Consider the following 22,079-nt stretch of genomic DNA (forward strand, 5'->3'; position numbering starts at 1 on the left):
CGCCGCCGCTCTAGAAGAGCTCGAGGAGCATCGCTTTAATCACCAAGGCGAACTCATCGACCTGCTCCAGGAGAAGGGGCACCTCAGGGCAGACATCCCCTACGACCTGATCAAAAGAGGGTTCTGGCTGATGGCGGGACCCGAAACGGTCATTAAAGCCATCAAGGCCGGGTGGGATCTCGACACCTACAGCGCCTGGTTGCAGGCATCTCTGCCCAGCCTGTTACTCCCCTGCACCCACACGTCCTGACGATTGGCATACAAGACCGGTCCTGCCCGGACATACTCGGTAGCCGTCGCGCAGATGTGGGGCAGGGTTGTGGTTCTCTCGATCGCCCCTGGTCTGGTTCCAGTAATGACACGTACTCAAAGGCTCTCTATCTGACCTATGGGCACCAGTAGGGGACCAGCGAGCCTTTCAGGGCGTCCGCACAACGACCTCAAGAAAGCCGAAAACCCCTGCGCAGGAGGCTGTCGCAGCCACCCTGGCCATCGCCACCTGGAAGTCAGACCAGTCGGAGACGAATCAGGATAGCTGACCGAACGTCAAGGCCCCCCTTCGTCGGATTCTCGGCGGTCGAGAGACTCCAACGTTCGTATGAGTCGAACGTCCGGCCGTGATTGAATCGACGATCCGCTCGGCCGGGGTTTGGCCCTCTAGAGCAACCCGAGAAGTCAGTGACAAGTCGGAATCACGATGGCCGTGGCCAGGGCTGGTGCCCAACCGCCGAATCCTGATGCTGGAACCAACCCCGGACCCTCACGCCGAATCATGAGAACCACAAGGGATTCTGCGGGCACCGCCTCGGCACCAGTCCACTCTCCAACCCGACGAGCGGACGCGTTTGCGAAGTTCTCCCTAAGCAGAAAACCCCTGTTCAGCAGGGGTTTTCTGGTAGTAGCGGGGGCGGGATTTGAACCCGCGACCTTCGGGTTATGAGCCCTACGAGTGGCCCTCCAGGGAGGTTGATAGCTGTCGATCAGCGATAGTCAACGTCGTCATGCTGTCGAATGTCTGCCAACGGGTGATGGGCGGTGCCGGGCTGTGCCAGGGCGTTGGGCATCAGTCTGGCATCAGTCGACCCGCGCGTGCCTCCAACTCGTGGCCCTACTGGTCGGCCACTCTCCGTGACCTCGACATTTTCAACGACGGGTGGGGGTCGCAACGATCAGGTACATAGCGTGGCTCCATAGGTGCGGTTTCGCGACCAGAACTCCGATGGTCGACCCTTGGTTCGCCATCGACTTCTCTGGGTGTGGCGGTGACCAGAGGGGCGTCGTTCGGTTCGGTGCCCCGTTCGCTCAGGAGGATGGGCCACGGGATCCTGTGTCGATATGTTGAGGTGACGTGACAGCGGCGACGCATGAGGCACCACGGGGTGTGTCAGGCACCTGGTGCCGTGCAGCTCTTGAGGAGGTAGAGCTGACATTCCTCCTCCGTGAAAGTGCGAGTAAGACGTGACTTCGCGATCTCCATGAGCTCATCGGTGTCGAGCGTGTGGATGGCGACCTGGCTATCGCCAACAGTCACGTATAGCCACGGCTCGGTCGGATGGAAAGCGGCAGCCGGAGGTAAGTTGGTAGCGGGATCTTGTGTTCCGAACTCACCAAGCAGTTCACCGGTGTCGACGTCCCAGAGCTTGACCGGCTCATCCCAGGCGCGGCTGAAAATCTTGGACCCATCCGGTGAGACGACCGCGGAAACGACGAATGCTGTGTGGGCCGGGATGCGGCGCACAGCGGCCTGCTCTTCGTCGACGCCAGACCGGAGTTCTGCGAAGTCAAAAATCGTGACGTGACCTTCGTATCCTCCAACAATCAACTTGGTGCCGTCGGGGCTGAACACGCTCCTATACCCACCGAGCGAACCGATGCTCCCGAGAAGCCTTCCGCCGTCGACTTCGAAGATCCGGATACCTGGATAATCCGTGCCATTGTTATTGGTTACGACGAACCTCAGGTCTGAAGAGAAGACCGCCTCGTGAACCGGAAACCCTGCATCCATCTCGGCGACGAGAGTCCCGTCAGCGGTTCTGACGACTCGGGTGGAGGTACCGTCGATGACAGCCAGCGTCCCGTTGTCCGAGACACCAGGAATCCGCCAACCTTCGGGCGCCACGAGAAGGACACGTCCGTCTGAGTTCGACCAAAGAACCGACCGACCTTCCGCGTCGGTGCCTACAGCAAACCTCCCGTTTGTCGACCTGATCGATTCGGTTCCTGGAAAGCGCGCTTTTCTTTCACCGGTTACTGCGTCGATGAGGGCACCCGATTGTGAATCGCCTCCATCTACTGCCCATAGGTCGGCGCCGTCGTCGGTAAATCCCATGAAGTCGATTTGCGAAATCGAGGAGGTGAAACCTCCAACTTCGCCTCGTGCCGGTCCGAGATCGAACATGATGGTGGCGTTGTCGTCTTCTCCGGCGGAGACGATCGTCTCCGCCCCGGGGAGCTCGGCATACGAAAAGGTGCCCCCCCGGTGCCCGGGCAGGATTCGTATTACCTCGCCGGACATGGCGTCCACCAGTGCAGGCACACTCTCCCCCCCGACCAACAGACGAGTCCCGCCGGAGATCCAAAGGGGCGGGCCGACTCTGGAGAGGGCGCCGCTCCGCCACGCAGTGGCCCCGGTCGCCAGGTCGATCAACGCCAGTTTGGATTCGCCGGCGATTGCCAAGCGCGTGCCTTCTGGGGAAAATGCCAGCCACTCGGGTTCGAAGTCGACGTCGAGGCTTAATGCCCCCAGGTCGGCACCGGTATCGGCGGCCAGGATCCGCACCGACACCGATCCCTCGGAGCCATACTCGAAGAAGGCGAGCCGATCGTCCGAAGAGAAAGAAACGTTTCGAGGATCATGTTTCGGCAACGAGTACCGCATCTCGGCACGACCGGCCGACCAAACCTCGGAACCAATGGCAACCAGATCCCCATCCGGACTCGCATGCACCCATTCGCCGACCGCCGTCTCGAGGCCACGCTCCGGCCCAATGTCGACGAAGGATCCGGGATCCCTCCAATCTTTCCAGACCCGCAAGGGCTGACCGATGTCCACGTACGCCACTTCCAGCTGATGTCCACGGCCAAAGGCGGCTTGTATCGGGAATCCGCCCTCACGATCGAGGGTCACCAGGATCTCACCGGTGGCGATGCGGTACACCGCCACCCGACCCTCACTCCGGGTGGCGAGAAGGCTCCCGTCCCAGTTGACGGCCACGAATCCGCCGCCCGTGAACCTCTGCTGGACAGGGCTTGCCCGGAGCCCATCCCTCAGCACTGCCAACGCCGGGACGGGTGGCTCCTGACCCGCCGATCGATAGTGAGCGATCGCCTCCAAGGCGAGGAGCATGCTCAGCTCCGGGTCGACTTCGACGTTCTTCTCGGCTTCGAGAATCAACTCGCGAGCCTGCGCCAAAGCGGCGTTCTCCTCGGCCCGGTCTCGCTGGACGAAAGACACGATTGCAAGTGCCAGGGCGATCACCGTGGCGAGAGCGAATCCGGCCATGATGCCGCGGCGGCGATTGCGACGTTCGTGCTCGACGCTGGTGCGCTGTCCGATCGATGCCTGCAAGAAATCCCGTTCAGCGGCCGCCAGAGTCACGTCATCACCGGCTGCCCAATCCTCGTACTTGCCCAGCGTGCCTCCGGTGAGCAGATCGGACATCGCGTGGTCCGACTCCTCCCACTCTCCAAGAGCGACCTGGAAGCGACGCTGGAGAACAAGCGATTCACGACGGGAATCAACCCACCCGCGAAGCGTGGGCCACTCCCGAAGCAGCGCCTCGTGGGCCACCTCGACCGTTGCGCCCCGAGTCGTCGCGTCGATGTCAAAGGTGAGCAGTCGCTCCCTCCCGAAGGCTCCGATCACCGCCTCGAGATCGGATACGCCGATACCGAGTGACTCGAGCTCGGTCATCCGCACTCGTCGACGAATGTCGTCTGCCTCATCGGACACCGAGAGAAGACGCGTGAGAATCTGTTGCGCCGCTCCCATCTGGTTCAACGTCAACCCCTGAAACGTGGTCTCAGCCCGATCAGAGAGAGCGCCCATCACGCCGCCAAGTTGCTCGTAGTAGTGGTCGGCGATGAACCCATCGCCGGCGGCCAGCGCTAAGCGGTCGAGGGTGTACTGGAGCAGGGGCAAGCTGCCGGGCTGACCCTTCAGGTCGGCCACGATCCTCTCAGGGAGGCCTGGTTCGAACTCGAGACCGGCATCGGCGGCCGGTGCGACGATGGCTAGGCGGAGACCCTCGGCGTCCAGAGGAGCGAGGGCGAGATGGTCTCGACCGATGATCGGGCCCAGCTCAGGCTGAACCAGCACGTGGTGGAAGAAATCGGCTCGCAAGGTGAGCACGATCCGCACCCTGCTCTGCGGGTCGGTTGCTGTGGCGAGGAGGCAAATGATGAAGCGATCACGAACGGTCTCGTCGCCGACGAGGGTAAAGAGCTCTTCGAACTGATCGACGACTACTACAAGCTCGCACTCGAGTTCCCTTCCAATCCGTTTGGCGACCCGGAGCAGTCCCTCACCGTCCGCGGCGGCGAGTTCGGTGGCGAGCACTGACAAAGGTTCGGTGGAGATAGCACCCAGGGCGGTGGCCAGCTCGTCGAACGGATGGGCCCCGGGCACGGTCCGAACGCCGATCCAGGTCTCTGATCCGGTGATGGCGCCTCCAGCCAGGGCAGGGAGAAGACCGGCAAGGACTAGGGAGGACTTGCCCGATCCTGAGGGACCGACCACGGCCGATAGCCGATTCGCCTCGATCATCGTGACCATCCGGCTGATCTCCGCAGAGCGACCGAAGAAGTCAACAGCGTCGTTTTGGGTGAAAGCCGCTAGACCTTTGTAGGGGTTGCGACATGGGAGTGGAGTCCGCACCTGCGCCGTTGCCCCTGCCGCCTTCGACAATTGGTCGAGGAACTCATCAACACTGTCGAACCGAGCCTCCGGGTCCGTTGCCAGACCACGGGTGAGCACACCACGGATTGGCTCGTGGAGAGCACTCAGGTCGAAGCGCTTGGGTGGGGCTCCGGTCAGCAGGTTTGTCACCACGGCGGCCAGGCCGTAGAGATCGGAGCGAGCATCGAGTGTCCCGCCCTCGAGATCTTCCGGTGCCCGGTATCCGATCGATCTTGACTGAGCTCCCGTAGCCGCCTCGACGGCACGGGCCGAGATTCCGAAGTCAGCTAGGTAGGCGTTCCCCTCGGCGTCCATGAGGATGTTGGCCGGTTTCACGTCGAGATGAAGGACACCTTGACGGTGGGCGTACGACAGGGCTGTGCCGACCTGCACGGCGAGCTTGATCACCTGGGACTCGGATAACGTGGCCGGAATGCCGTCGGCGAGACTTCCCCTGGCCAGGTACGGGCCCACGACATAGGCGCCGTCGGCATCCCGCCAGTAGTCGTATATGGAGACGATGTGGGGATGCTCCAGAGATGCAACCAGCCGGGCCTCGGATTCGAACCGGCGAATGAAGCCCGGATGATTGGCGAACTCGGGCCTGACGATCTTGATTGCCACCTCTCTTCCGATCGTGGGCTGGTACCCCCGGTAGACGATGCCAAAGGCTCCCCGGCCTATCTGCTCACGAAGCTCATAGCCGCGTATGGAGTCACCGAAACTCCGGTCGAATCGGATCGACTGACCCGAGACATTCAACGGTGGAAAGCTGCTCTGCAGGTCGTCCGCGAGCAGTTGATGGAGCGCCTGCGGAGAGCCCACTCCTCGCAAACGGTGCTCCCCCAGGCTCTTGACCTGAGTTCCGGCATCTCGGGTGACGGCCTTTTGAGCTTCGTCCGAGATGACGATCTGACCGCCATGCGCGGCATCGAGAAGACGAGACCCCCGATTGATCGGCGGTCCAAACAGCTCGCCTCCCCTGCGTTCCACCTCTCCTGTATCAATCGCCATCCGGACCTTCAACTCGAGAGGCGCCCAATCGCCTGACACGATCGCCCTCTGAGATCTCAGCGCCGCCGAGGCCGCAAGCGATGGCTCGGAGAACGCGGCAATGAACCCATCCCCCACTCCCTTGATGACCGTGCCGCCTGCGGCCTCAATCGCAGACTGGACCAGGTCGTTGTGCCGGGCGACGGCAGATTGGGTTGCGATCGGATCGGTCTCCCAAAGGCGAGTCGAATCGACGATCTCAGTGAACAAAAGGGCAACTCGATCGTTTACGACTTCTCGACTGTGGATCAGCGTGTGGTCATGATTGAGAATTCGCTCCTCGAGCTCGGCTAGCTCAGTCGATGGGTCCACGCCCAGCTCCTCGCGCAGATCGTCGACTGTTCCTTGATAGGCGCGGAGGGCATCGGCTTGCCTGCCATCCCTGTAGAGCGCCAGCATGTGCTTGGCGCGAAGCGACTCTCGAAAGGGATGCTCGGCTGCCAACCCCTCCAATTCACCTACGACTGCTGCGTGCCGTCCCAGAGCCAGGTCGGCGTCGATGCGCAACTCGACAGCATCGAGGCGAAGGTCTGTCAGCCTGCGGGCTTCATATCTGAGTCCCGGGAAGTCGGCGACGTCCGCATAAGCGCGACCCCTCCACAGTCCAAGAGCCCTCCGCAGTCCCTCTGCCGTCGCCATGGGGTTGACGAGGTGATCCTTGCGGCCGGTCTCCAAGGCGCTCTCGAAAACGCTGGCATCGATCCGAGCATGGTCGACTCCGAGTGCATAGCCGGACCCGTGGCGTTCGATCGGCTGATCGATCACGGTTCGCAGCGTGGAGATGTAGCTGTGGATCGACGACGAAACCGCTGTCGGCGGGTCATCTCCCCAAATCCCCTCGACGAGCTCATCCGTAGTCACCACATGGCCTGCCCGTGCGGTGAGCATGCCGAGCACCGCCCGCTGCTTTGGCCCACCAAGAGGGGCGAGGCCACCTCCTGCAGCCACCTCTAGTTCGCCCAGGACCCGAATCAGCGAGTCGGATGGACCAGGCGCGGTCACTTTGGTTGATCCATCCGAATCTCGGTTCGTTGTCGAGGGTCTCCCCCGCCTGAAAGATACTCGCCGCCGCTCAAAAGAATCTTGGAACGACGGTTTCAGATCGCCCGGGGCCAGAGTCTTGCGGCTGTTTGCCGATCCAAGGATTCGTCAAGCCACTCGATGTACAGATCGCAGGTCACCACAAGGTGATAGCACCTGACCAAAGGAAGAAGATGAAAACGAAAAATCGAGTCGGGTGGCTCCTGACGCTCACCCTTCTGGTTGCCGCATGTGGAGGCACCGAGGGATCAGTCTCATCCACGGTGGCACCTGCGGGGACCACCGCTACCGAGCCTCCTGCTACTACCAATCCGAGCCCATCGACGACAACGGAGTCTGACGAACCAACGGTGATACGTCCTTGGGGCTACGACCCCGTTGCCCGCAATGTCGAGTTCAGCGTGATCGTGCCCGAGGGTTGGGACACTCAGGATGGCTTCATCGCGACGGGCGATGTCGACGATGGAACTCATATGAGACTGGGCGGCGGGATGGTCGGCAACCTTTTTGCCGATCGCTGTCAATGGAGTGACACAACATTCGACCCAGGGCCGACCGTCGAGGACCTGACCACTGGCTTCGCCACCATCTGGGGCTCCGACGCCACCACCGCCATCGAGGTCATGGTGGACGGTTTCGAGGGGAAATACATGGTGCTCACCGTGCCTGCCGACGTCAATTTCAGCGAGTGCGACGAGAAGCATTTCGTAGGATGGGCCGAGGCAGGCGTCTCGGACAGCTTTGGGCCATCCCGCTGGTACCAGGGACCCGGGCAAATCCTGAAGCACTGGATTCTCGATGTGAATGGCGTCCGCCTGGTGATCGAGGCGTCGCACTTTCCCCAACAGTCGAGCGAGGGCCTTGCCGAGCTCGATCGGATGGTCGACTCCATCCAGATCGTGACCGGTTGAGTGCACCGCCGACCTGACCTTGGAGGAAGCGAAAACCCACGAGGCGCTCTGCTGAGCGCGAAAGAAGAAGAGACATGATTCGGAAAAGAAACCATCGAAATCTCATGATCGGATTCGGCCTGGCGGTTCTGTTGGTAGCGGGGATCGCGTTGATCCCCACGGTCGCGGCCGCCGATCACGATGGGGAAGCACACATCCATACGGCACAGGCTGCTGGCGTCCAGGACGAGCTCGCACAGGTACGTCGGGTGACGGCTCGGTTCCACCGGGTCGAAGAGGCGCTCGAAGCCGGCTACGAGCTCGGGTGGGTGAACGGCGCCGGAGTGAGAATCATCACCAACTGCGTCTCCAACCCGACGGCCGGGGGGATGGGCTACCACTACTTCAACGCTGAGCTGATGGCCGATGACGAAGTTAACGCGCTCGAGCCGGAGGCCCTGGTCTACGCGCCGGATGCAGACGGGGGCCTTAAGCTCGTCGCCGTGGAGTGGGTCGTTCGGAGCGCACAGTCCAATCCCCCCGGGGTCTCGGAGCCGCCGTCGGTGTTGGGGATGGAGATGCACATCCTGGTCCCACCACCCGGGCCGGCCTTCTACCTCCTGCATGCCTGGGTATGGAGCCACAACCCGTCCGGGATGTTCGCGGACTGGAATCCGCAGGTCAGCTGCACCTAGGCGCTCGATGAGGCACATGCGAAAAACCCAGGCATTGCCTGGGTTTTTCGTGGTAGCGGGGGCGGGATTTGAACCCGCGACCTTCGGGTTATGAGCCCGACGAGCTACCAGACTGCTCCACCCCGCGTCGCTGTGGGGCTTCACTTTACGGCCGGGCAATGGCAACGCCAACCTGGGCTGCCGGGAGTCGAGGTCGACTTGGGGGCGATCGGGCTAGATTCGTAACGGATGGGCGTGACCCCCCTCGACGGGTATGGGCGCCACAAGGTGGTGCAGGTGGTGTCGTCGTTCTACGGCGACGTGCTGCGGTCGAAAGAGCTCGGACCGTATTTCGCGAACGTCCACATCGCGGGCCTCGTCGAGCATCAGGCGCTGTTCATGGCGATGATGATGGGTGGGCCTGCGAGCTTCACCGACGAGCAGATCCGCGAAGTCCACGCCAACCTCGGGATCTCGGACGAACACTTCGAGGAGATGCTGCGCCTCCTCGAACAGGCCTTGTTGCGCTACGACGTGACTGTCGAGGATGCCGCCGACGTGGTCGCCCGCTACCGGACGTACCTCCCGCACGTCGTCGGGTCATCCGCCGCCAACGGAGACTGACCGGCGATCACGAAGCGATCGCCACGAGCAGACCTGCGGCGACCACGACGAGCGTCGCCACGGCGGCCGCCGTCATCGTCCCGTACTGGCGCTGCCTCATCGCCGAGAGCAGCACGGCTGCCGGGACGACACCTGCGACGACGGCCCACGTCGCACCGGAGATCGCATCCGAACCGTCCGCGGCCACGCCGGTCGCTGCTGCTGCCGCCAGCAATCCGGACGCGAACGCCCTGGTGCGCTCCTCGCCGAGCCGCACCGCCAGCACCCGCTTGCCGACGAGAGCGTCCGACTCGAGGTCGGGCAACTCGAACACGAGCATCATCGCGACGTGGATCGGGACCAGGATGCCGACTGCCCACCACAACGCCTCGCTCGGCGACGACCCCATCGACGTGACGCCGATCAGTGGCACCAACCCGGCAACGGTGAGCGAGGTCGCCAGCTCGCCCCACCCGGTGCCGAGGAGCCTCACGGGAGGGATCGAGTATGCCCACGACACCGCCAACGTCACCAGACCGAGGCCTGCCGTCAGCGGGGCGCTCGCCCCCACCGCGACAGCAGCCGCCACGGAGAGCCCGGTCGTCACGAAGGCGGCCTGCAGCGCCACACCGGCACCGAGACCGCCGGACACCAGCACCCCGCTTCCCCCGGAGAACATCGTGCGGTTGGCCACCGCCTGGTCGGCGTCGACGTCTGCGTACTCGTTGACGTAGTGCGCCGTCAGTTGGGACGCCGTCACCATGACCTGCGCCAGGGCGTAGCGCGCCACGCCGATGCGGGCGGCGGCCGCGGCGCCCACGGCGAACATGAGGGCCCCGCCGAGCAGGAAGTGGGGACGGCTAAGGCGGGCTAACGCTCTCAGCCGGCCGATGGGCTCCGCCCTCTCACCAGATCGAGACGAGCACGGCGGCGACGACGATGCCGATGAGGTGGTACAAGCCTGAGATCCAGAACCACGTCATCGGCTCCTTCTTCTGCGGATCGAACACGGCCGTCACGTAGAACAGCGCCGCCGAGATCCCGACGCCGACCACGAGGCCGAGCACCAGCCCCTCGCCGAAGGTGTCCGACGCCGTCGCCAGCGCCAACATCCCAATGGCGATGGCGCCCACCAGGTAGGCGACGAACGGCCCGACGTACGACATCGTCGTCATGGCGGGCGGCGGCGCCTCCGGGTCCCAGTCGACGGAGCGCATCCAGGGCTTGCCGAGCACTGCCGGGTGGTACCAGGCGGCCCCGAGCGCGAACCAGAGGACCGCCGCGACGATCACGGCCAGCCAGTTGAGATCACCGAGCGTGTCGAAGCTCATCTTGCTCCTCCCAGAGCTTGCGGAGAGAACACCGTGCGGCGCGCCTGCGCACATCGGGCAGCCTCGCGGCGCCACACGTCTCGCCGTGATTCCCGCCCAGGCCCGCCACACGGACCCTTACGACGCCAAGCTAGCGAATGAGCGTCACGGGAGCTTGCGCCGCGGCGGCCGCTCGCTCGCCGCCGGCCCGAGACCGACATGGGTGGCTGCGATCCCACGCTTCACAGCCGGGTCGAACCTCCCCCTCGTCGGGTCTGGATCCGGGCTGGGAACGAACTCCATGTCGACGAACTCGGCTCTCAGATGCCTGGCGCCCCATCCCTTCACGTCGATCCTGCGGATCCCCCGGCCGCCATGTGCGAGAGGGCTCCCCTCCACATCGACCGCCTCCACCCACTCGACCTCGGCGAGCCCCCAATCGAGCATCCACGGCTCGGCGACCATGTAGTCGTTGAGGGCGTTGTCGAGGCGCACCGTCTGCACCGAGTAGAGCCGCATGACGACGGGGTCCCGCACGTCGTTTACGTCTTGGCGCAGCTTCCACGCCTCGGCCCACACGTTGTCGAACACGAGGTCGATCGTCGTGCCGAAGTCGCGCCACACGACGTCGTCGAGGATGCACTCCGTCAGGTTGAGGTAGCGCTCGAGCACCGCGTTGATCTCGTCGGTCGTCGTCAGCCGCGTCACTTGGGGAACACCTCGATGCCGTGTGTCAGGTCGCTCGGCGCGACGTTGCCCCACTCGTCCAGATCGTTGCCGAACCGGTTCCTCATCCGAACGTCCCACCCTCCGTTCCGTCGCATTATGCGCACCTCCTCCAATCCCTTCTCGAACAGGTATCCGGCTCCCCGAGCGGCGCGCCCAAGCGAGAAGCCGTCGTCGAGCAACACCTTGCGCAGGTTCGGGATGAACCGGCCCCGCACCGAGCCGCCGTCGAAGATCCGGCGCAACCCCTCGGAGGCGACCCGCAGCCCCGTCGGCCGGATCGCTCCCGCCTCGTCGATGACGAGGATGCGCCGCAGCGCCCGGGCGTCGAGAGCGACCTCGTCGAGCCACAGCATGGCCCCGTGGACACCGACGCCGAGCACGCCCCGCCGGGCGAGTTTGGCGGCGAGGCCTCCTCCGACGAACGACGCGATGGCGTCCGGCGTGAGCGAGCCGGCCCAGCGAGCCGGGTTGGCACGCAACTTCTCGACGTCGGCGACGATGCCGAAGAAGGCGGCGGGGTCGGCGAACAGAAGACTCCCGAGCCCGGCGACGCTCGACCAGTTCCTCCGGAAGTCCTCGCGATCCCACAGGCCGACGATGGTCAGACCGGCCAGCCCGGTGACGACGCCTGCCATCCCGTCCACCGCGCCTTCGAAGAGCTCGGTGAGGATCGATCCGTCCCGCCCCGGGTCGAGGCGGCGAGCCAGGTCGGCCGCCGCGGCCAGGAGTGGGTCGAGCGTGCCGGCGGCCGCCAGCTCGATGACCGCCACGGTGCGAAACGCCTCGTCGAGCCGTTCGAGCGCTGCGACGGCCGCCAGGAGCGCCTCGTCGCTCTCCGCCGCCTCGGTGGCCGCCAGCTCGACCCACCCGACCACGACGGGCGGTGGGGAGTCGGCAAGGACGGCCCCGGTGACCTCGGCGAGCTTCCCGGCGCCCTCCGACGTGACCAGGCGCCACAACGTCGCCGCCCCCGCCTTCCGGGCGAGCATCGTGAAGAGCCGGGTCTCCTCCGAGGCGTCGAGGTTGCCGCCGCGCACGCCGTCGAGCTCGTGCAGCCACCGAGCCAGCTCGGCTTCGCCGAGCGCCGCCACCACCAGATCGAGCTCGGGGCCCGCCAGGCCACCGAGCACTCGCTCGATCTCGAGCAGCTCGTCTCGGGACACGTCCCCGAACCACGACTCGTCGAGGAGCGACCGGATGACGGCGATCGATCGGGCGACGAGCTTCGGGTCCGCCGGTTGCGCAGGCGGCAGCGCCGTCAGCCGCCGGTCGAGGGCGGCGGCGAGCAACCTCAGCTCTTCCGGATCGAGTCGAGGGCCCGGCAAGACCATCGGTGCCGATGCGGCCAGGTCCGCAATGAGGCGGAGCCGGACGGCCTCCAGCTCGGCGAGCCGCCGCTCGTGGGTGGCAACCTCGTCACGCCCTTCGAGCCTCTCGAGGCGCTCGAGGATGCGGAGCTGCTCGGCGTGGAGGCGGGCGACCTGCTCGAGGCGCTCGTTCGGACGATCGCTCGGAAGACAGGTGCCTGCCCTGGCCGCCCACTCGACCCGTGCCTCGTCGAGCATCGTCGCCCGCATCCGCAGGTCACCCGATGCCGACCGGCACCATCTCGCAGCCACCACGAGGCGTCCGGCATCGATCGGAGGGGCGGCGCTCACGCCCGCCCGGGTGACATCCGCAGCAGCCCCGTCGAGGTTGGCAGCTCGATCGAGGAGCACTGCCGAAGTGGATCGCATCCCGTCGGTGTCCCACCCGACCCACACACTCTCCCCCTCACACGACGGGGCGTGATATTACGAGTGTTTACGATGTTTTACAATCGACCACACGCTCCGGCGCTGAAGTCGGGACGGCCGATCTGCCGAAGGAATGCGTTGAACGTGGTGGTCGACGAGAGCGAGGCGACACGATGCCCGCAGTGCACGCGAGGCGACGATCGAGCGTCAGGATCCTGACGTACGTCGCCGCGGCCGGTCTGGCGTTCCAGCTCGTGCACTTCACGGAGCACGTCGCCCAGCTCGGTTACTGGTTCATCCACCCCGAGCTGCCACCCTGGCTCACCCCGTGGGCGCTGGCGGGCCGCGGTCTTCTGTCGGACGCCCCGCTGGTCGGCAACGAACTGCTTCACCTCGTCGGCAACAACATCTTCCTCACCGGCCTCATCGCCCTCAAGGTGATCTCTCTGGCGTCCGGCGGGGCGCACGCCGGCCGCGCCAACCTCACGAAGGCGCTCTGGATCCAGGGATTTCACGTGCTCGAGCACCTGCTGCTCACCTTCACGCTGCTCCTCCTCGGCGAGGCCTCGGGGTTCTCGACGTTGTTCGGCGCCCTCTCGAACGCCACGCTGTGGACGTACCGCGTCTGGTGGCACTTCGCGATCAACCTCTTTGCGACGGTATACGCCACGCGGGCTGCCAAGGCGATGTACGACGAGGGTCTCGTGCTCAGTGGCCCCATGCGGCGAACTGCGATCCCGCAGATCTGAGTCCGTCCGTTCGCCCCTACCGCCGGGCGATGCCACACCCGATGGTGTCACCACGTCGCCGGGCCCCGCACCGATCGACGGCGCGGCGCGTCAGACCCCGCGGCGGCTGCGAACCTTGCATGATGTCCCGACGCAACGGAACGCCGAGTAGAACCGGGACGTAGAGGTCGCCCGGAGGAGAGACAGTGCGCGCCGAGTACCCGGCAAGACGCATGCTGATCGTGACGGCGGCCGCGCTCGTCGGCGGCGCCCTCTCGTCGGCGACCGGGGCAGCGACGGCCGCCAACGTCGCCTGGATCGCGGCCGCCGTCATCCCGCTGGGACGGCTCCTCCGCCAGATCGTCGCCGACCTCGTGGCCAGGCGGCCGGGTGTCGACATCATCGCCGGGCTCGCCGTCGCCGCGGCGCTCGCCCTCGGCGAGGTCCTCACCGCGGCGGTCATCGGCTTGATGCTCGCCACGGGAGACTTCCTCGAGGAGTATGCCGCCGGGCGGGCTGAGCGTGAGCTCGGAGCCCTCGTCGAGAGAGCTCCCCGTCTCGCCCACAGGCTGTCGAACGGCGAGGCGCACACGGTCGCCGTAGGGGAGGTCGTCCTCGGCGACCGGCTCCTCGTCAAGCCGGGCGAAGTCATCCCGGTCGACGGCATCGTCGTCGGCGACCCTGCCCTGGTCGATGAGTCTGCGATCACGGGAGAGCCGCTGCCGGTCGAGCGGACCCCGGGCGACATCGTGGCGAGCGGCGCGCTCAACGCCGCCGGGCCGTTCGAGATCCGAGCGACGGCCACGGCAGAGGCGAGCACGTACGCCGGGATCGTCAGACTCGTGGAGGAGGCGAGGGCGTCGCGTTCGCCTTCGGTGCGGCTGGCCGACCGATGGGCCGCATGGTTCATCCCCATGACGCTGGCGGTCGCCGGCGGCGCCTGGGTCGCCAGCGGCGACTCGACGAGGGCGCTCGCCGTGCTCGTGGTCGCCACCCCGTGCCCGTTGCTGCTCGCGGTGCCGGTCGCCATCGTCTCGGGCATCTCGCGGGCGGCACGGCGCGGCGTCGTGTTCCGCGGCGGAGGAGCGCTCGAGACGTTGGCTCGCGTCGAGAACCTCCTCATCGACAAGACGGGAACGGTGACCCTCGGCGAGCCGACGTTGCACGACGCCGTCTCGTTCGACCCCCGCTATTCGGGAGACGACGTACTGCGCCTCGCCGCTTCGATCGACCAGGCATCGACTCACGTCCTCGCCCGGGCGATCGTGGGGGCAGCCAGGGAGCGAGGCCTGCCGCTGGCGATGGCGACCGGCGTCAGCGAGAAGCCGGGCTCAGGCATCGTCGGCCGGCTCGACGGCCGCCGGGTCGGCGTCGGCAGCGCCCCGTGGCTCCTCGAAGGCAAGGCGATGCCCTCGGACGTCGCCGAGTATCGCCACCGCCTGCTCCGGGTCGCCCCGATGACCGTGTTCGTCGCCGTCGACGGCGCCATCGCAGGGGCGTTGGTGTTCGACGACGTCATCCGGCCCGATGCAACGGCGACGTTACGGGCACTGCGTCGCGCCGGCGTCCGGCGCATCGTCATGGCGACGGGCGATCACCCAACCGTGGCCCACTCCGTCGGCATGGCCATCGACGTCGACGAGGTGCTCGCCGAGTGCACGCCTGCCGACAAGGTCGACGCGGTGCACGACCTCAGAAAGAGGGGCGTGACCGCCATGGTCGGAGACGGGATCAACGATGCCCCGGCGCTCGCCGCCGCGGACGTCGGCGTCGCCATGGGCGCCCGCGGCGCGACCGCCTCGTCGGAGGCGGCACCCGTCGTGCTCATGGTCGATCGGCTCGACGGGCTCGTGGACGCCATCTCGATCGCCAAGCGCTCCCGGCTCGTCGCCCTCCAGAGCGTCGTGCTCGGGATGGGTTTGTCCGGCATCGCCATGGGCTTCGCCGCCGCGGGCGCCATCGCGCCCATCGTCGGCGCAGTCGTCCAGGAGGCCATCGACGTCGCCTCCATCGTCAACGCGTTGCGGGCCCTCACCGGCAAGGTGTCGGCGAGGCGCAAGGCGACCCTCCCGCCTGAGCTGTCCGCCCGGCTGCGCTCCGAGCACGAGGTGCTGCGCCCGAGACTCGACATGCTGCAGGCGACCGCCGATCGTCTCGACGTGTGGAGCAGGCAGGAGGCGAAAGCCGGCCTGCAACGGGTGGCCGAGTTCCTCACGGACGAGGTGCTCCCCCACGAATCGGCAGACGACCGGGACGTCTATCCGCAAGTGGCGGCGCTCCTCGGCGGCGAAGACCCGCTGGCGTCGATGAGCCGAACCCACCGCGAGATCTTCCGGCTCATCAGCCTCTACCAGCGCACCCTCGGTGAGCTGCCGCCCGACGGCCCGGACGAGGCCGACTTGCGCGACCTGCGGCGTCTCCTTTACGGCCTCCACGCCATCCTCCGCCTGCACTTCGCCCAGGAGGAGGAGCTCTACACCGCCCTCCACGACGAGGCTCCGAAAAGCGAAGAACGGGCCAGGACGCACCTGCCCGAGTCCGACCGTACGGTGTCGTGACGCTCGACCGCTCGGCGCAACGGCGGCTCACGCCGCCGAGTGGGCGGGACGGCGGTCGGCGAGCCGGGCGCCGATCGGCCCGAGCGTCGCCATCACGAGCACGTAACCCGCAGCCAGGGCCGGCAGCTCGGGGTCGGCGCCTGCCGCCACGGCCAAGCCCGCGATGACGATGGAGAACTCGCCACGCGCCACGAGAGCCGCTCCTGCCCTTGCCCTGCCTCGCCGTCCGATCCCGCCTCGCCAGGTCGCCCACCAGCCGGTGGCGAACTTGGTTGCCGCGGTGACGGCGGACAGGACGAGCACGGGAACGATGACGGACGGCAGGACGCCCGGGTCGGTCGTGAGCCCGAAGAACACGAAGAACACCGCCGCGAACAGATCGCGCAGCGGCGACAGCAACGCCCGCGCATGATCGGCCGCCTCGCCGGAGACGCCGATGCCGACGAGGAAGGCTCCGACCGCCGCCGACACGTTGAGCTGCTCGGCGATACCGGCAACGAGGAGCGTGACGCCCAGCACCGTGAGCAGGTTGATCTCGTCCGATCCGGAGAACGCCACCCGGCTGATCTCGTCGCCGTGGCGAGCCGCCACTCCGATGATGATGCCGACGACGACCAGGGCGGCAGCCACCGACTGGATGGCCCCCGCGACCGTGCCGCCGAGCGCCACCGCTCCGAGCACCGGCAGGATCACCGTCATCGCCAGGTCCTCGAACACCAGCACCGACAAGACGATCGGCGTCTCGCGGTTGCCGAGCCAGCCGAGATCGCCGAGCAGCTTGGCGACGACACCGGACGAGGAGATGTATGTGACGCCGCCGAGGAACAACGAGGACTCTGCGCTGAAGGACAAGAGAAGGCCGGCGAGAAACCCCGGCGTGAAGTTGAGGGCGAGGTCCAGGACGCCGGCACCAGCGGTCGAGCGCAGGCTGGCGACCAGTTCCCTCCCGCTGTAGTCGAGTCCGAGCATCAGCAACAGGAGGATCACGCCGAGGTCGGCCCCGGTGGCGATGAAGTCCTCCGACGTGACGACCGGGAGGAGCCCACCCTCGCCGAACGCCACCCCACCGAGGAGGTACAGCGGGATCGGCGACAACCGCATCCAGCGGGCCGCCCTGGCGAGGACCGCCAACGCCAGCACTATCCCGCCGATCTCCAGGAAGAGCTGGGCGCCCCCGTGCATCGCTCAGCCGGCGCGCAGGATCTCGGCGACCGTCTCGATTCCCTCGGCCGTCCCGACGACGACCAAGGTGTCGCCTGGCTCGATCCTGGCGTCCGGTCCCGGCGCCGGGTGGGCGGCCTCGCCGCGCAGGATCGCCACCACCGAAACGCCGGTGCGGGTTCTCACCCTGGCGTCTCCGATCGTCCGGTCGGCGTACGGGCTGGCCTCGTCCACGGTGAGCCAGTCGATCGCCAGGCCCTCGATCTCCTGGGTGCGGTGAACCACGTCTTCGACGAGCTCGGAGCCGCCGAGCATGTCGACGACGTCGTGGGTCTCGGCGTCGGTCAGTCCGAGGTTGAGAGCGACCGAGTCGGGGTCGTCGACCGGGCAGATGAACATCTCGCGCCTGCCCGTCTTGTGGTGCACCACGCCGACCCTCATCCCTGCTTCGGTCACCAAGTCGTAACGAACACCGACACCGGGGAGGATCGTCCTTTCGATGCGCGCCATGGGTCGACGACTCCTGAGAGCGGAGTGCGATTGTGCCACGAATCGCACTGCCGGGCCCTTCAGCCCTAGGCCGGGTCGGCTCGTTACGGTATGTAGTGAAGTGCCAGGGGGTGAGACACCCGGCTGGACAGCACCGAATGAAATCGGGCAAGCGAGCGGAGTTCGAGTCCCCGCCCTGGCACCAGCAGACTCGGAGGCGGCGATGAAGATTCACGAGATCATGACGAGGAGCCCGCTCACGGCTACGGCGAGCACGCCCCTGAAGGCGGCCGCGACGACGATGGTCGACGCCAGGATCAGCGGCCTCCCCGTGACCGACGAAGAAGGATCTCTCGTCGGCATCATCACCGAGACCGATTTCCTCCACCACGTCCCGGGCAAGCCGCGCAAACCGCGTGCCGGGCTGTTGCGGGCGATCTTCTCGTCCGGCAAGGAGGTGGCGTCGAACGCCACCACGGTCGGGGACGTCATGACGCGCGACGTGGTTGTCATCGGCCCGGGCGACGACCACTCCATCGCCGCCCGGCTCATGGAACGCCACCGCGTCAAGCGGCTCCCCGTCGTCGAGGACGGGAGGCTCGTCGGGATCGTCAGCAGGGCGGACCTGCTCGGCGTCCTGACGAGGCCCGATGAGGCGGTCGCCGCCGAGATCCGAGAGCACGTGGTCCACGACCTGCTGATGCTCGACCCCGACACAGTGGCCATCGAGATCGCCGACGGCGTCGTCCGCCTCGGCGGGAAGGTTCCGACCCGTACCGACGCCAGGATCCTCGAGGCCGTGACCCGCCACGTGGACGGCGTGGTCTCGGTCGAGTGCAGCGTGCAATACGAGGTCGACGACTACACGCCGGACTCGGAGCCCCGCCCGACGGGTGTGCCTCGCCCGAATTGGTGAGGGCGAGTGCCTCACCCGTAGCGGGGGCCCCCTAAGCGAAGAACCACGCCGCTTCGGCGAACCGCCGCTCGTCGAGCAGCCGCGGCTCGCCGCATGCCTCGCCCAGATCGACGGGGACGATCTCGTCGCCGCGCACGCCGACCATGACGCCCGAAGCCCCTTCGAGCGCCAGCTCGGCGGCGGCGAGCCCCATCCGCGTGGCGAGCACCCGGTCGAAGGCGTTCGGGGTGCCGCCTCGCTGGAGGTAACCGAGCGTCGTCAGCCTGCTCTCGAACCCGGTGAGCCGCTCCAGCTCGCTCGACACGTACTGTCCGATGCCGCCGATCCGGTCGAACCCGAAAGCATCGACACCGCGCGACGAGACGTCGCCCGCCGGTCCCGGCGTGCCCTCGGCGACCACGACGACCGAGTAGTCGTGGCCGGCTGCGTGCCTCCGGTTGAGGCGGGCGGCGACCTCGTCCAGGTCGTATCTCACCTCGGGAACCAGGACGATCTCGGCGCCCCCTGCCAGCCCGGCGTATGCGGCGATCCAGCCGGCGGTCCTCCCCATGACCTCGACCACCATCACCCTGTTGTGCGACTCGGCGGTCGTCGTCAGGCGATCGAGGGCGTCGGTGACGATCTGCACGGCGGTGTGGAACCCGAACGACACGTCCGTGCCGGCGATGTCGTTGTCGATCGTCTTGGGCACACCGACGATCCGCAGGCCGCCGTCCTGCAGCTGCACGGCCGTTCGCAGCGACCCGTCGCCGCCGATCACGACGAGGCTCTCGATGGCGTTTGCCTCGATAGCCGCCCGCACCGACTCGTAACCCTCGCCGTGGACGTACGGGTCACGCCGCGAAGTCCCCAGGATCGTGCCGCCGCGAACCAGGATCCCGCGGACGTCGTCCCGTGTGAGGGGCCGCGTCGTCCCGGACATGAGCCCGTCCCAGCCGTTCTCGATCCCGACGACCGCCTCGCCCTCGGCGGTGACTCGCGTGACGACCGCCCTGATCGCCGCGTTGAGCCCCGGGCAGTCGCCTCCCGCCGTGAGCACTCCGATCGCCATCAGCTCTCCTCCGATTGCACGCTCAGACGATAGAGCACACTCGCGACCGGCCTTTGTCCCCTAGCGGGAATTGCGCCGGTATCGCATGGTGGCCGGTGAGAGGAATTGTCACGAGGAGGCAGGAGATGCAGAAGATCTTGATCGCAGTCGCATCGAAGCATGGTGCGACCACCGGCATCGGAGCCGAGATCGGCCGCACGTTGGCCGACGCCGGGATGTCGGTCGAAGTGTCTCCGCCGGAGGAAGTCGCGTCGATCGAGCCCTTCGACGCCGTCGTCATCGGCAGCGCCGTGTACGCCGGGCATTGGCAGTCCGAGGCGCGCGAGTTCATCGATCGGTTCTCGGCGGACCTGAAGCGCAAGCCGGTGTGGCTCTTCTCGAGCGGGCCGATCGGCGATCCGCCGAAGCCCGAGGCCGATCCGGTCGACATAGCGGACTACGTGGCGTGGACCGGAGCGAGGGCTCACGAGGTCTTCGCAGGCAGCCTCGACAAGGAGGCCCTGAGCCTCCCGGAGCGGGCGATCGCACGGGCGCTGCGAGCCCCGTTCGGGGACTTCAGAGAGTGGGACGCAATCCACGCCTGGGCGGAGGAGATCGCCGCCGAGCTGGCTCCGGCGCCACACTGAGGCGTCGAGTCCCGGGAGCCGTCAGCTCGCCGCCGCCACCTCGGCTGCTGCCACCGCCGCCGCGGCGAACTCCTTGAAGGCCGCCAAGGCACGAGGCCCGTACACGGAGGCGGGGCCTCCCGCCATCAGGAGCGCCACCCCGAGCGCCTCGGCCGCTTCGGGCTCCGAAGCCCCGCGGCGCGCCGCGCCCTTGGCGTGATACGCGATGCATCCGTCGCAGCCGTCCGCGACGGCGATGGCGAGCGCCATCAGCTCCTTGACTCGGCCCGACAGGGCACCGTCGCGCATCGTCGCCTGGTGCAGGTCTGAGAATCCCTTCCACTCCTCGGGAATGGCGGAGCGCAGCTCCCTCGTCGGGATGCGCAGCTCATCGATCACGGTCTGGGAATCGGTCATGGCTCTCTCCAGCTCGGCTTGCCTCATCGACGGTAGGTCGCGATGGGCTGCCGTTACAGAGGCGATCGGCACTGATCCGGTCGCCCACTTGGGCCGAACGGCCCTTCCTCGTGGAGCCTGCGGCGGTCCATGATCGAGTGGAAGGAGGTCGATCATGCGCATCGTCGTCGGCGTCGATGAGTCGCCAGCGAGCATCGGCGTCCTCGAGGTGGCGATCCGCGAAGCCGCTGCCCGAGACTCCGAGCTCCATGTCGTCAGCGTGTTCCAGACTCCGTGGTCCGTAACGGCTCTCAAGCCGGGACACCTGGAGAGTGCCAGCGAGCGCACCGAGTATCACGAGCGCGTCTGGGGTCGCCTTCGCCCGTTGCTCGAGTCGTCGCACGTCGGTTGGGAGACGGTCGAGCTCAGCGGCGACCCCGGGCATCAACTGACCGACTACGTCCAGAACGTGCGAGCCGACCTGCTCGTCGTCGGGAGCAGAAGCCGCGGTGACCTCGCGTCGATGGTCCTCGGCTCGACGAGCCACGCCTGCCTGCGCCTCTCGCCGGTCAACGTGCTCATCATCAAGCCCGGCAGCTCAACCAAGCGGCCCGACCGTCCGCGGTCGATCCAGATGCCGATGGTGTGATCGATCCGTTCCGGCGTCCCCCGATCGCACAAATGCGATGCAGGGACGCAAGACGGGAGGGAGCACCCCTCGCCGGCCACCCGCCCGCCGACCAAGCCGTTCCGGCGTCCCCCGGTCGCACAGATGCGATGTAGGGACGCAAGAGCGGGAGGGCGCAAGAACTGGGTCAGCGTCTCCTGTCGAGCTCGTCGAGGGCGGCGACGAGCGCAGCAACCTCGGAGTCGGAGAGCTTGGCGTCGCGGTGGATCAACGTGTACCGGAGAGGCGGCATCTCCCCTTCGAGAGTGACCTCGATGGCGTCGCCGGCGCCTCCCCCGTCCCAATCGGAGAAGTTCAACTCGTCGCGCCCTTCCTCGACGTCGCTCCTGGTCAGCCACGAGAACGGCGCGACGAACGAATAGAACGGTCGCTCGGTCTCGTGGCTGTGGCAGTCGTAGCAGGCCACCCGGGCGATCCGCTCCGCCTCGGCGCTCGGCCACTCCACCGAGGAGACAGCCGGCGGGTTGGCGTCCCACCACCCGTAGGGCACCGCCTGAATTGCCAGGAACGCCACGACGAGTGCGATCACACCGATGCGCAGAGCGCGTCTCACG

The 22,079-nt window shown here is 66.7% G+C and carries 19 protein-coding genes and 1 tRNA gene; 9 read left to right on the plus strand and 11 right to left on the minus strand.

Features of this window, described 5'->3' with window-relative positions:
• A partial coding sequence (locus VGC47_12985; protein ID HEX9856221.1) for a hypothetical protein occupies nt 1-250 on the plus strand: 250 nt, incomplete at its 5' end.
• Between the two features lie 1,134 nt (nt 251-1,384).
• Here the strand turns inward: VGC47_12985 and VGC47_12990 are convergent.
• Entirely contained in the window at nt 1,385-6,838 is a 5,454-nt protein-coding gene (locus VGC47_12990) for a BTAD domain-containing putative transcriptional regulator (protein ID HEX9856222.1), read from the minus strand.
• 554 nt (nt 6,839-7,392) lie between these two features.
• On the opposite strand from VGC47_12990, the gene VGC47_12995 reads away from it, so the two are divergent.
• Together VGC47_12995 and VGC47_13000 are read left to right on the plus strand one after the other, a co-directional pair.
• Nucleotides 7,393-7,902, plus strand: a complete 510-nt coding sequence (locus VGC47_12995; protein HEX9856223.1) for a hypothetical protein — start codon at nt 7,393-7,395, stop codon at nt 7,900-7,902.
• A 104-nt stretch (nt 7,903-8,006) separates the two neighbouring features.
• Complete coding sequence (locus VGC47_13000; GenBank protein ID HEX9856224.1) at nt 8,007-8,576, plus strand: hypothetical protein; 570 nt, start codon at nt 8,007-8,009, stop codon at nt 8,574-8,576.
• Between the two features lie 50 nt (nt 8,577-8,626).
• Here VGC47_13000 and VGC47_13005 read toward each other — a convergent pair.
• Nucleotides 8,627-8,703, minus strand: a tRNA-Met gene (locus tag VGC47_13005).
• Nucleotides 8,704-8,804: 101 nt separating this feature from the next.
• Here VGC47_13005 and VGC47_13010 point away from each other — a divergent pair.
• Nucleotides 8,805-9,179 carry a group 1 truncated hemoglobin gene (locus VGC47_13010; protein HEX9856225.1) on the plus strand — a complete coding sequence of 125 codons (375 nt, stop codon included), beginning with the start codon at nt 8,805-8,807 and terminating at the stop codon, nt 9,177-9,179.
• A gap of 7 nt (nt 9,180-9,186) precedes the next feature.
• Here VGC47_13010 and VGC47_13015 read toward each other — a convergent pair whose 3' ends face one another.
• From VGC47_13015 to VGC47_13030, 4 genes are all read right to left on the minus strand, one after another.
• The gene (locus VGC47_13015) at nt 9,187-9,987 is read right to left on the minus strand and encodes a UbiA family prenyltransferase (GenBank protein ID HEX9856226.1); all 801 of its coding nucleotides are present in this window, start codon (nt 9,985-9,987) and stop codon (nt 9,187-9,189) included.
• A 76-nt stretch (nt 9,988-10,063) separates the two neighbouring features.
• A complete protein-coding gene (locus VGC47_13020; GenBank protein ID HEX9856227.1) occupies nt 10,064-10,489 on the minus strand; it encodes a DUF1761 domain-containing protein in 426 nt (141 codons plus the stop codon).
• Between the two features lie 144 nt (nt 10,490-10,633).
• Complete coding sequence (locus tag VGC47_13025) at nt 10,634-11,176, minus strand: hypothetical protein (protein HEX9856228.1); 543 nt, start codon at nt 11,174-11,176, stop codon at nt 10,634-10,636.
• Nucleotides 11,173-12,933: a hypothetical protein gene (locus VGC47_13030; protein ID HEX9856229.1), complete on the minus strand. Its 1,761-nt coding sequence runs from the start codon at nt 12,931-12,933 to the stop codon at nt 11,173-11,175. Before VGC47_13030 ends, VGC47_13025 begins: the two co-directional genes overlap by 4 nt.
• A 173-nt stretch (nt 12,934-13,106) precedes the next feature.
• Here VGC47_13030 and VGC47_13035 point away from each other — a divergent pair, with 173 nt between their 5' ends.
• Entirely contained in the window at nt 13,107-13,682 is a 576-nt protein-coding gene (locus VGC47_13035; protein ID HEX9856230.1) for a DUF6008 family protein, read from the plus strand.
• A gap of 185 nt (nt 13,683-13,867) precedes the next feature.
• Nucleotides 13,868-16,219: a heavy metal translocating P-type ATPase gene (locus tag VGC47_13040; GenBank protein ID HEX9856231.1), complete on the plus strand. Its 2,352-nt coding sequence runs from the start codon at nt 13,868-13,870 to the stop codon at nt 16,217-16,219.
• A 27-nt stretch (nt 16,220-16,246) separates the two neighbouring features.
• Here VGC47_13040 and VGC47_13045 read toward each other — a convergent pair whose 3' ends face one another.
• Together VGC47_13045 and VGC47_13050 are read right to left on the minus strand one after the other, a co-directional pair.
• Nucleotides 16,247-17,401: a cation:proton antiporter gene (locus VGC47_13045; protein HEX9856232.1), complete on the minus strand. Its 1,155-nt coding sequence runs from the start codon at nt 17,399-17,401 to the stop codon at nt 16,247-16,249.
• A 3-nt stretch (nt 17,402-17,404) separates the two neighbouring features.
• Entirely contained in the window at nt 17,405-17,890 is a 486-nt protein-coding gene (locus VGC47_13050; protein HEX9856233.1) for a TrkA C-terminal domain-containing protein, read from the minus strand.
• A 202-nt stretch (nt 17,891-18,092) separates the two neighbouring features.
• Between VGC47_13050 and VGC47_13055 the strand changes: the two genes are divergently transcribed.
• Nucleotides 18,093-18,785, plus strand: a complete 693-nt coding sequence (locus VGC47_13055) for a CBS domain-containing protein (GenBank protein HEX9856234.1) — start codon at nt 18,093-18,095, stop codon at nt 18,783-18,785.
• 31 nt (nt 18,786-18,816) lie between these two features.
• Here VGC47_13055 and VGC47_13060 read toward each other — a convergent pair whose 3' ends face one another.
• Nucleotides 18,817-19,836, minus strand: a complete 1,020-nt coding sequence (locus VGC47_13060; protein HEX9856235.1) for an ATP-dependent 6-phosphofructokinase — start codon at nt 19,834-19,836, stop codon at nt 18,817-18,819.
• Between the two features lie 125 nt (nt 19,837-19,961).
• On the opposite strand from VGC47_13060, the gene VGC47_13065 reads away from it, so the two are divergent.
• On the plus strand, nt 19,962-20,462 hold the full coding sequence (locus tag VGC47_13065) for a flavodoxin domain-containing protein (protein HEX9856236.1): 501 nt from the start codon (nt 19,962-19,964) through the stop codon (nt 20,460-20,462).
• Between the two features lie 21 nt (nt 20,463-20,483).
• Here VGC47_13065 and VGC47_13070 read toward each other — a convergent pair whose 3' ends face one another.
• Complete coding sequence (locus VGC47_13070; protein HEX9856237.1) at nt 20,484-20,858, minus strand: carboxymuconolactone decarboxylase family protein; 375 nt, start codon at nt 20,856-20,858, stop codon at nt 20,484-20,486.
• Between the two features lie 154 nt (nt 20,859-21,012).
• On the opposite strand from VGC47_13070, the gene VGC47_13075 reads away from it, so the two are divergent.
• The gene (locus VGC47_13075; GenBank protein ID HEX9856238.1) at nt 21,013-21,486 is read left to right on the plus strand and encodes a universal stress protein; all 474 of its coding nucleotides are present in this window, start codon (nt 21,013-21,015) and stop codon (nt 21,484-21,486) included.
• Between the two features lie 166 nt (nt 21,487-21,652).
• On the opposite strand, the gene VGC47_13080 is transcribed toward VGC47_13075, so the two are convergent.
• The gene (locus VGC47_13080; protein ID HEX9856239.1) at nt 21,653-22,078 is read right to left on the minus strand and encodes a heme-binding domain-containing protein; all 426 of its coding nucleotides are present in this window, start codon (nt 22,076-22,078) and stop codon (nt 21,653-21,655) included.
• Nucleotide 22,079 lies beyond the last annotated feature (1 nt).

It is taken from the genome of Acidimicrobiia bacterium, assembly GCA_036396535.1.
Taxonomy (GTDB): Bacteria; Actinomycetota; Acidimicrobiia; order Spongiisociales; family UBA5794; genus DASWKR01.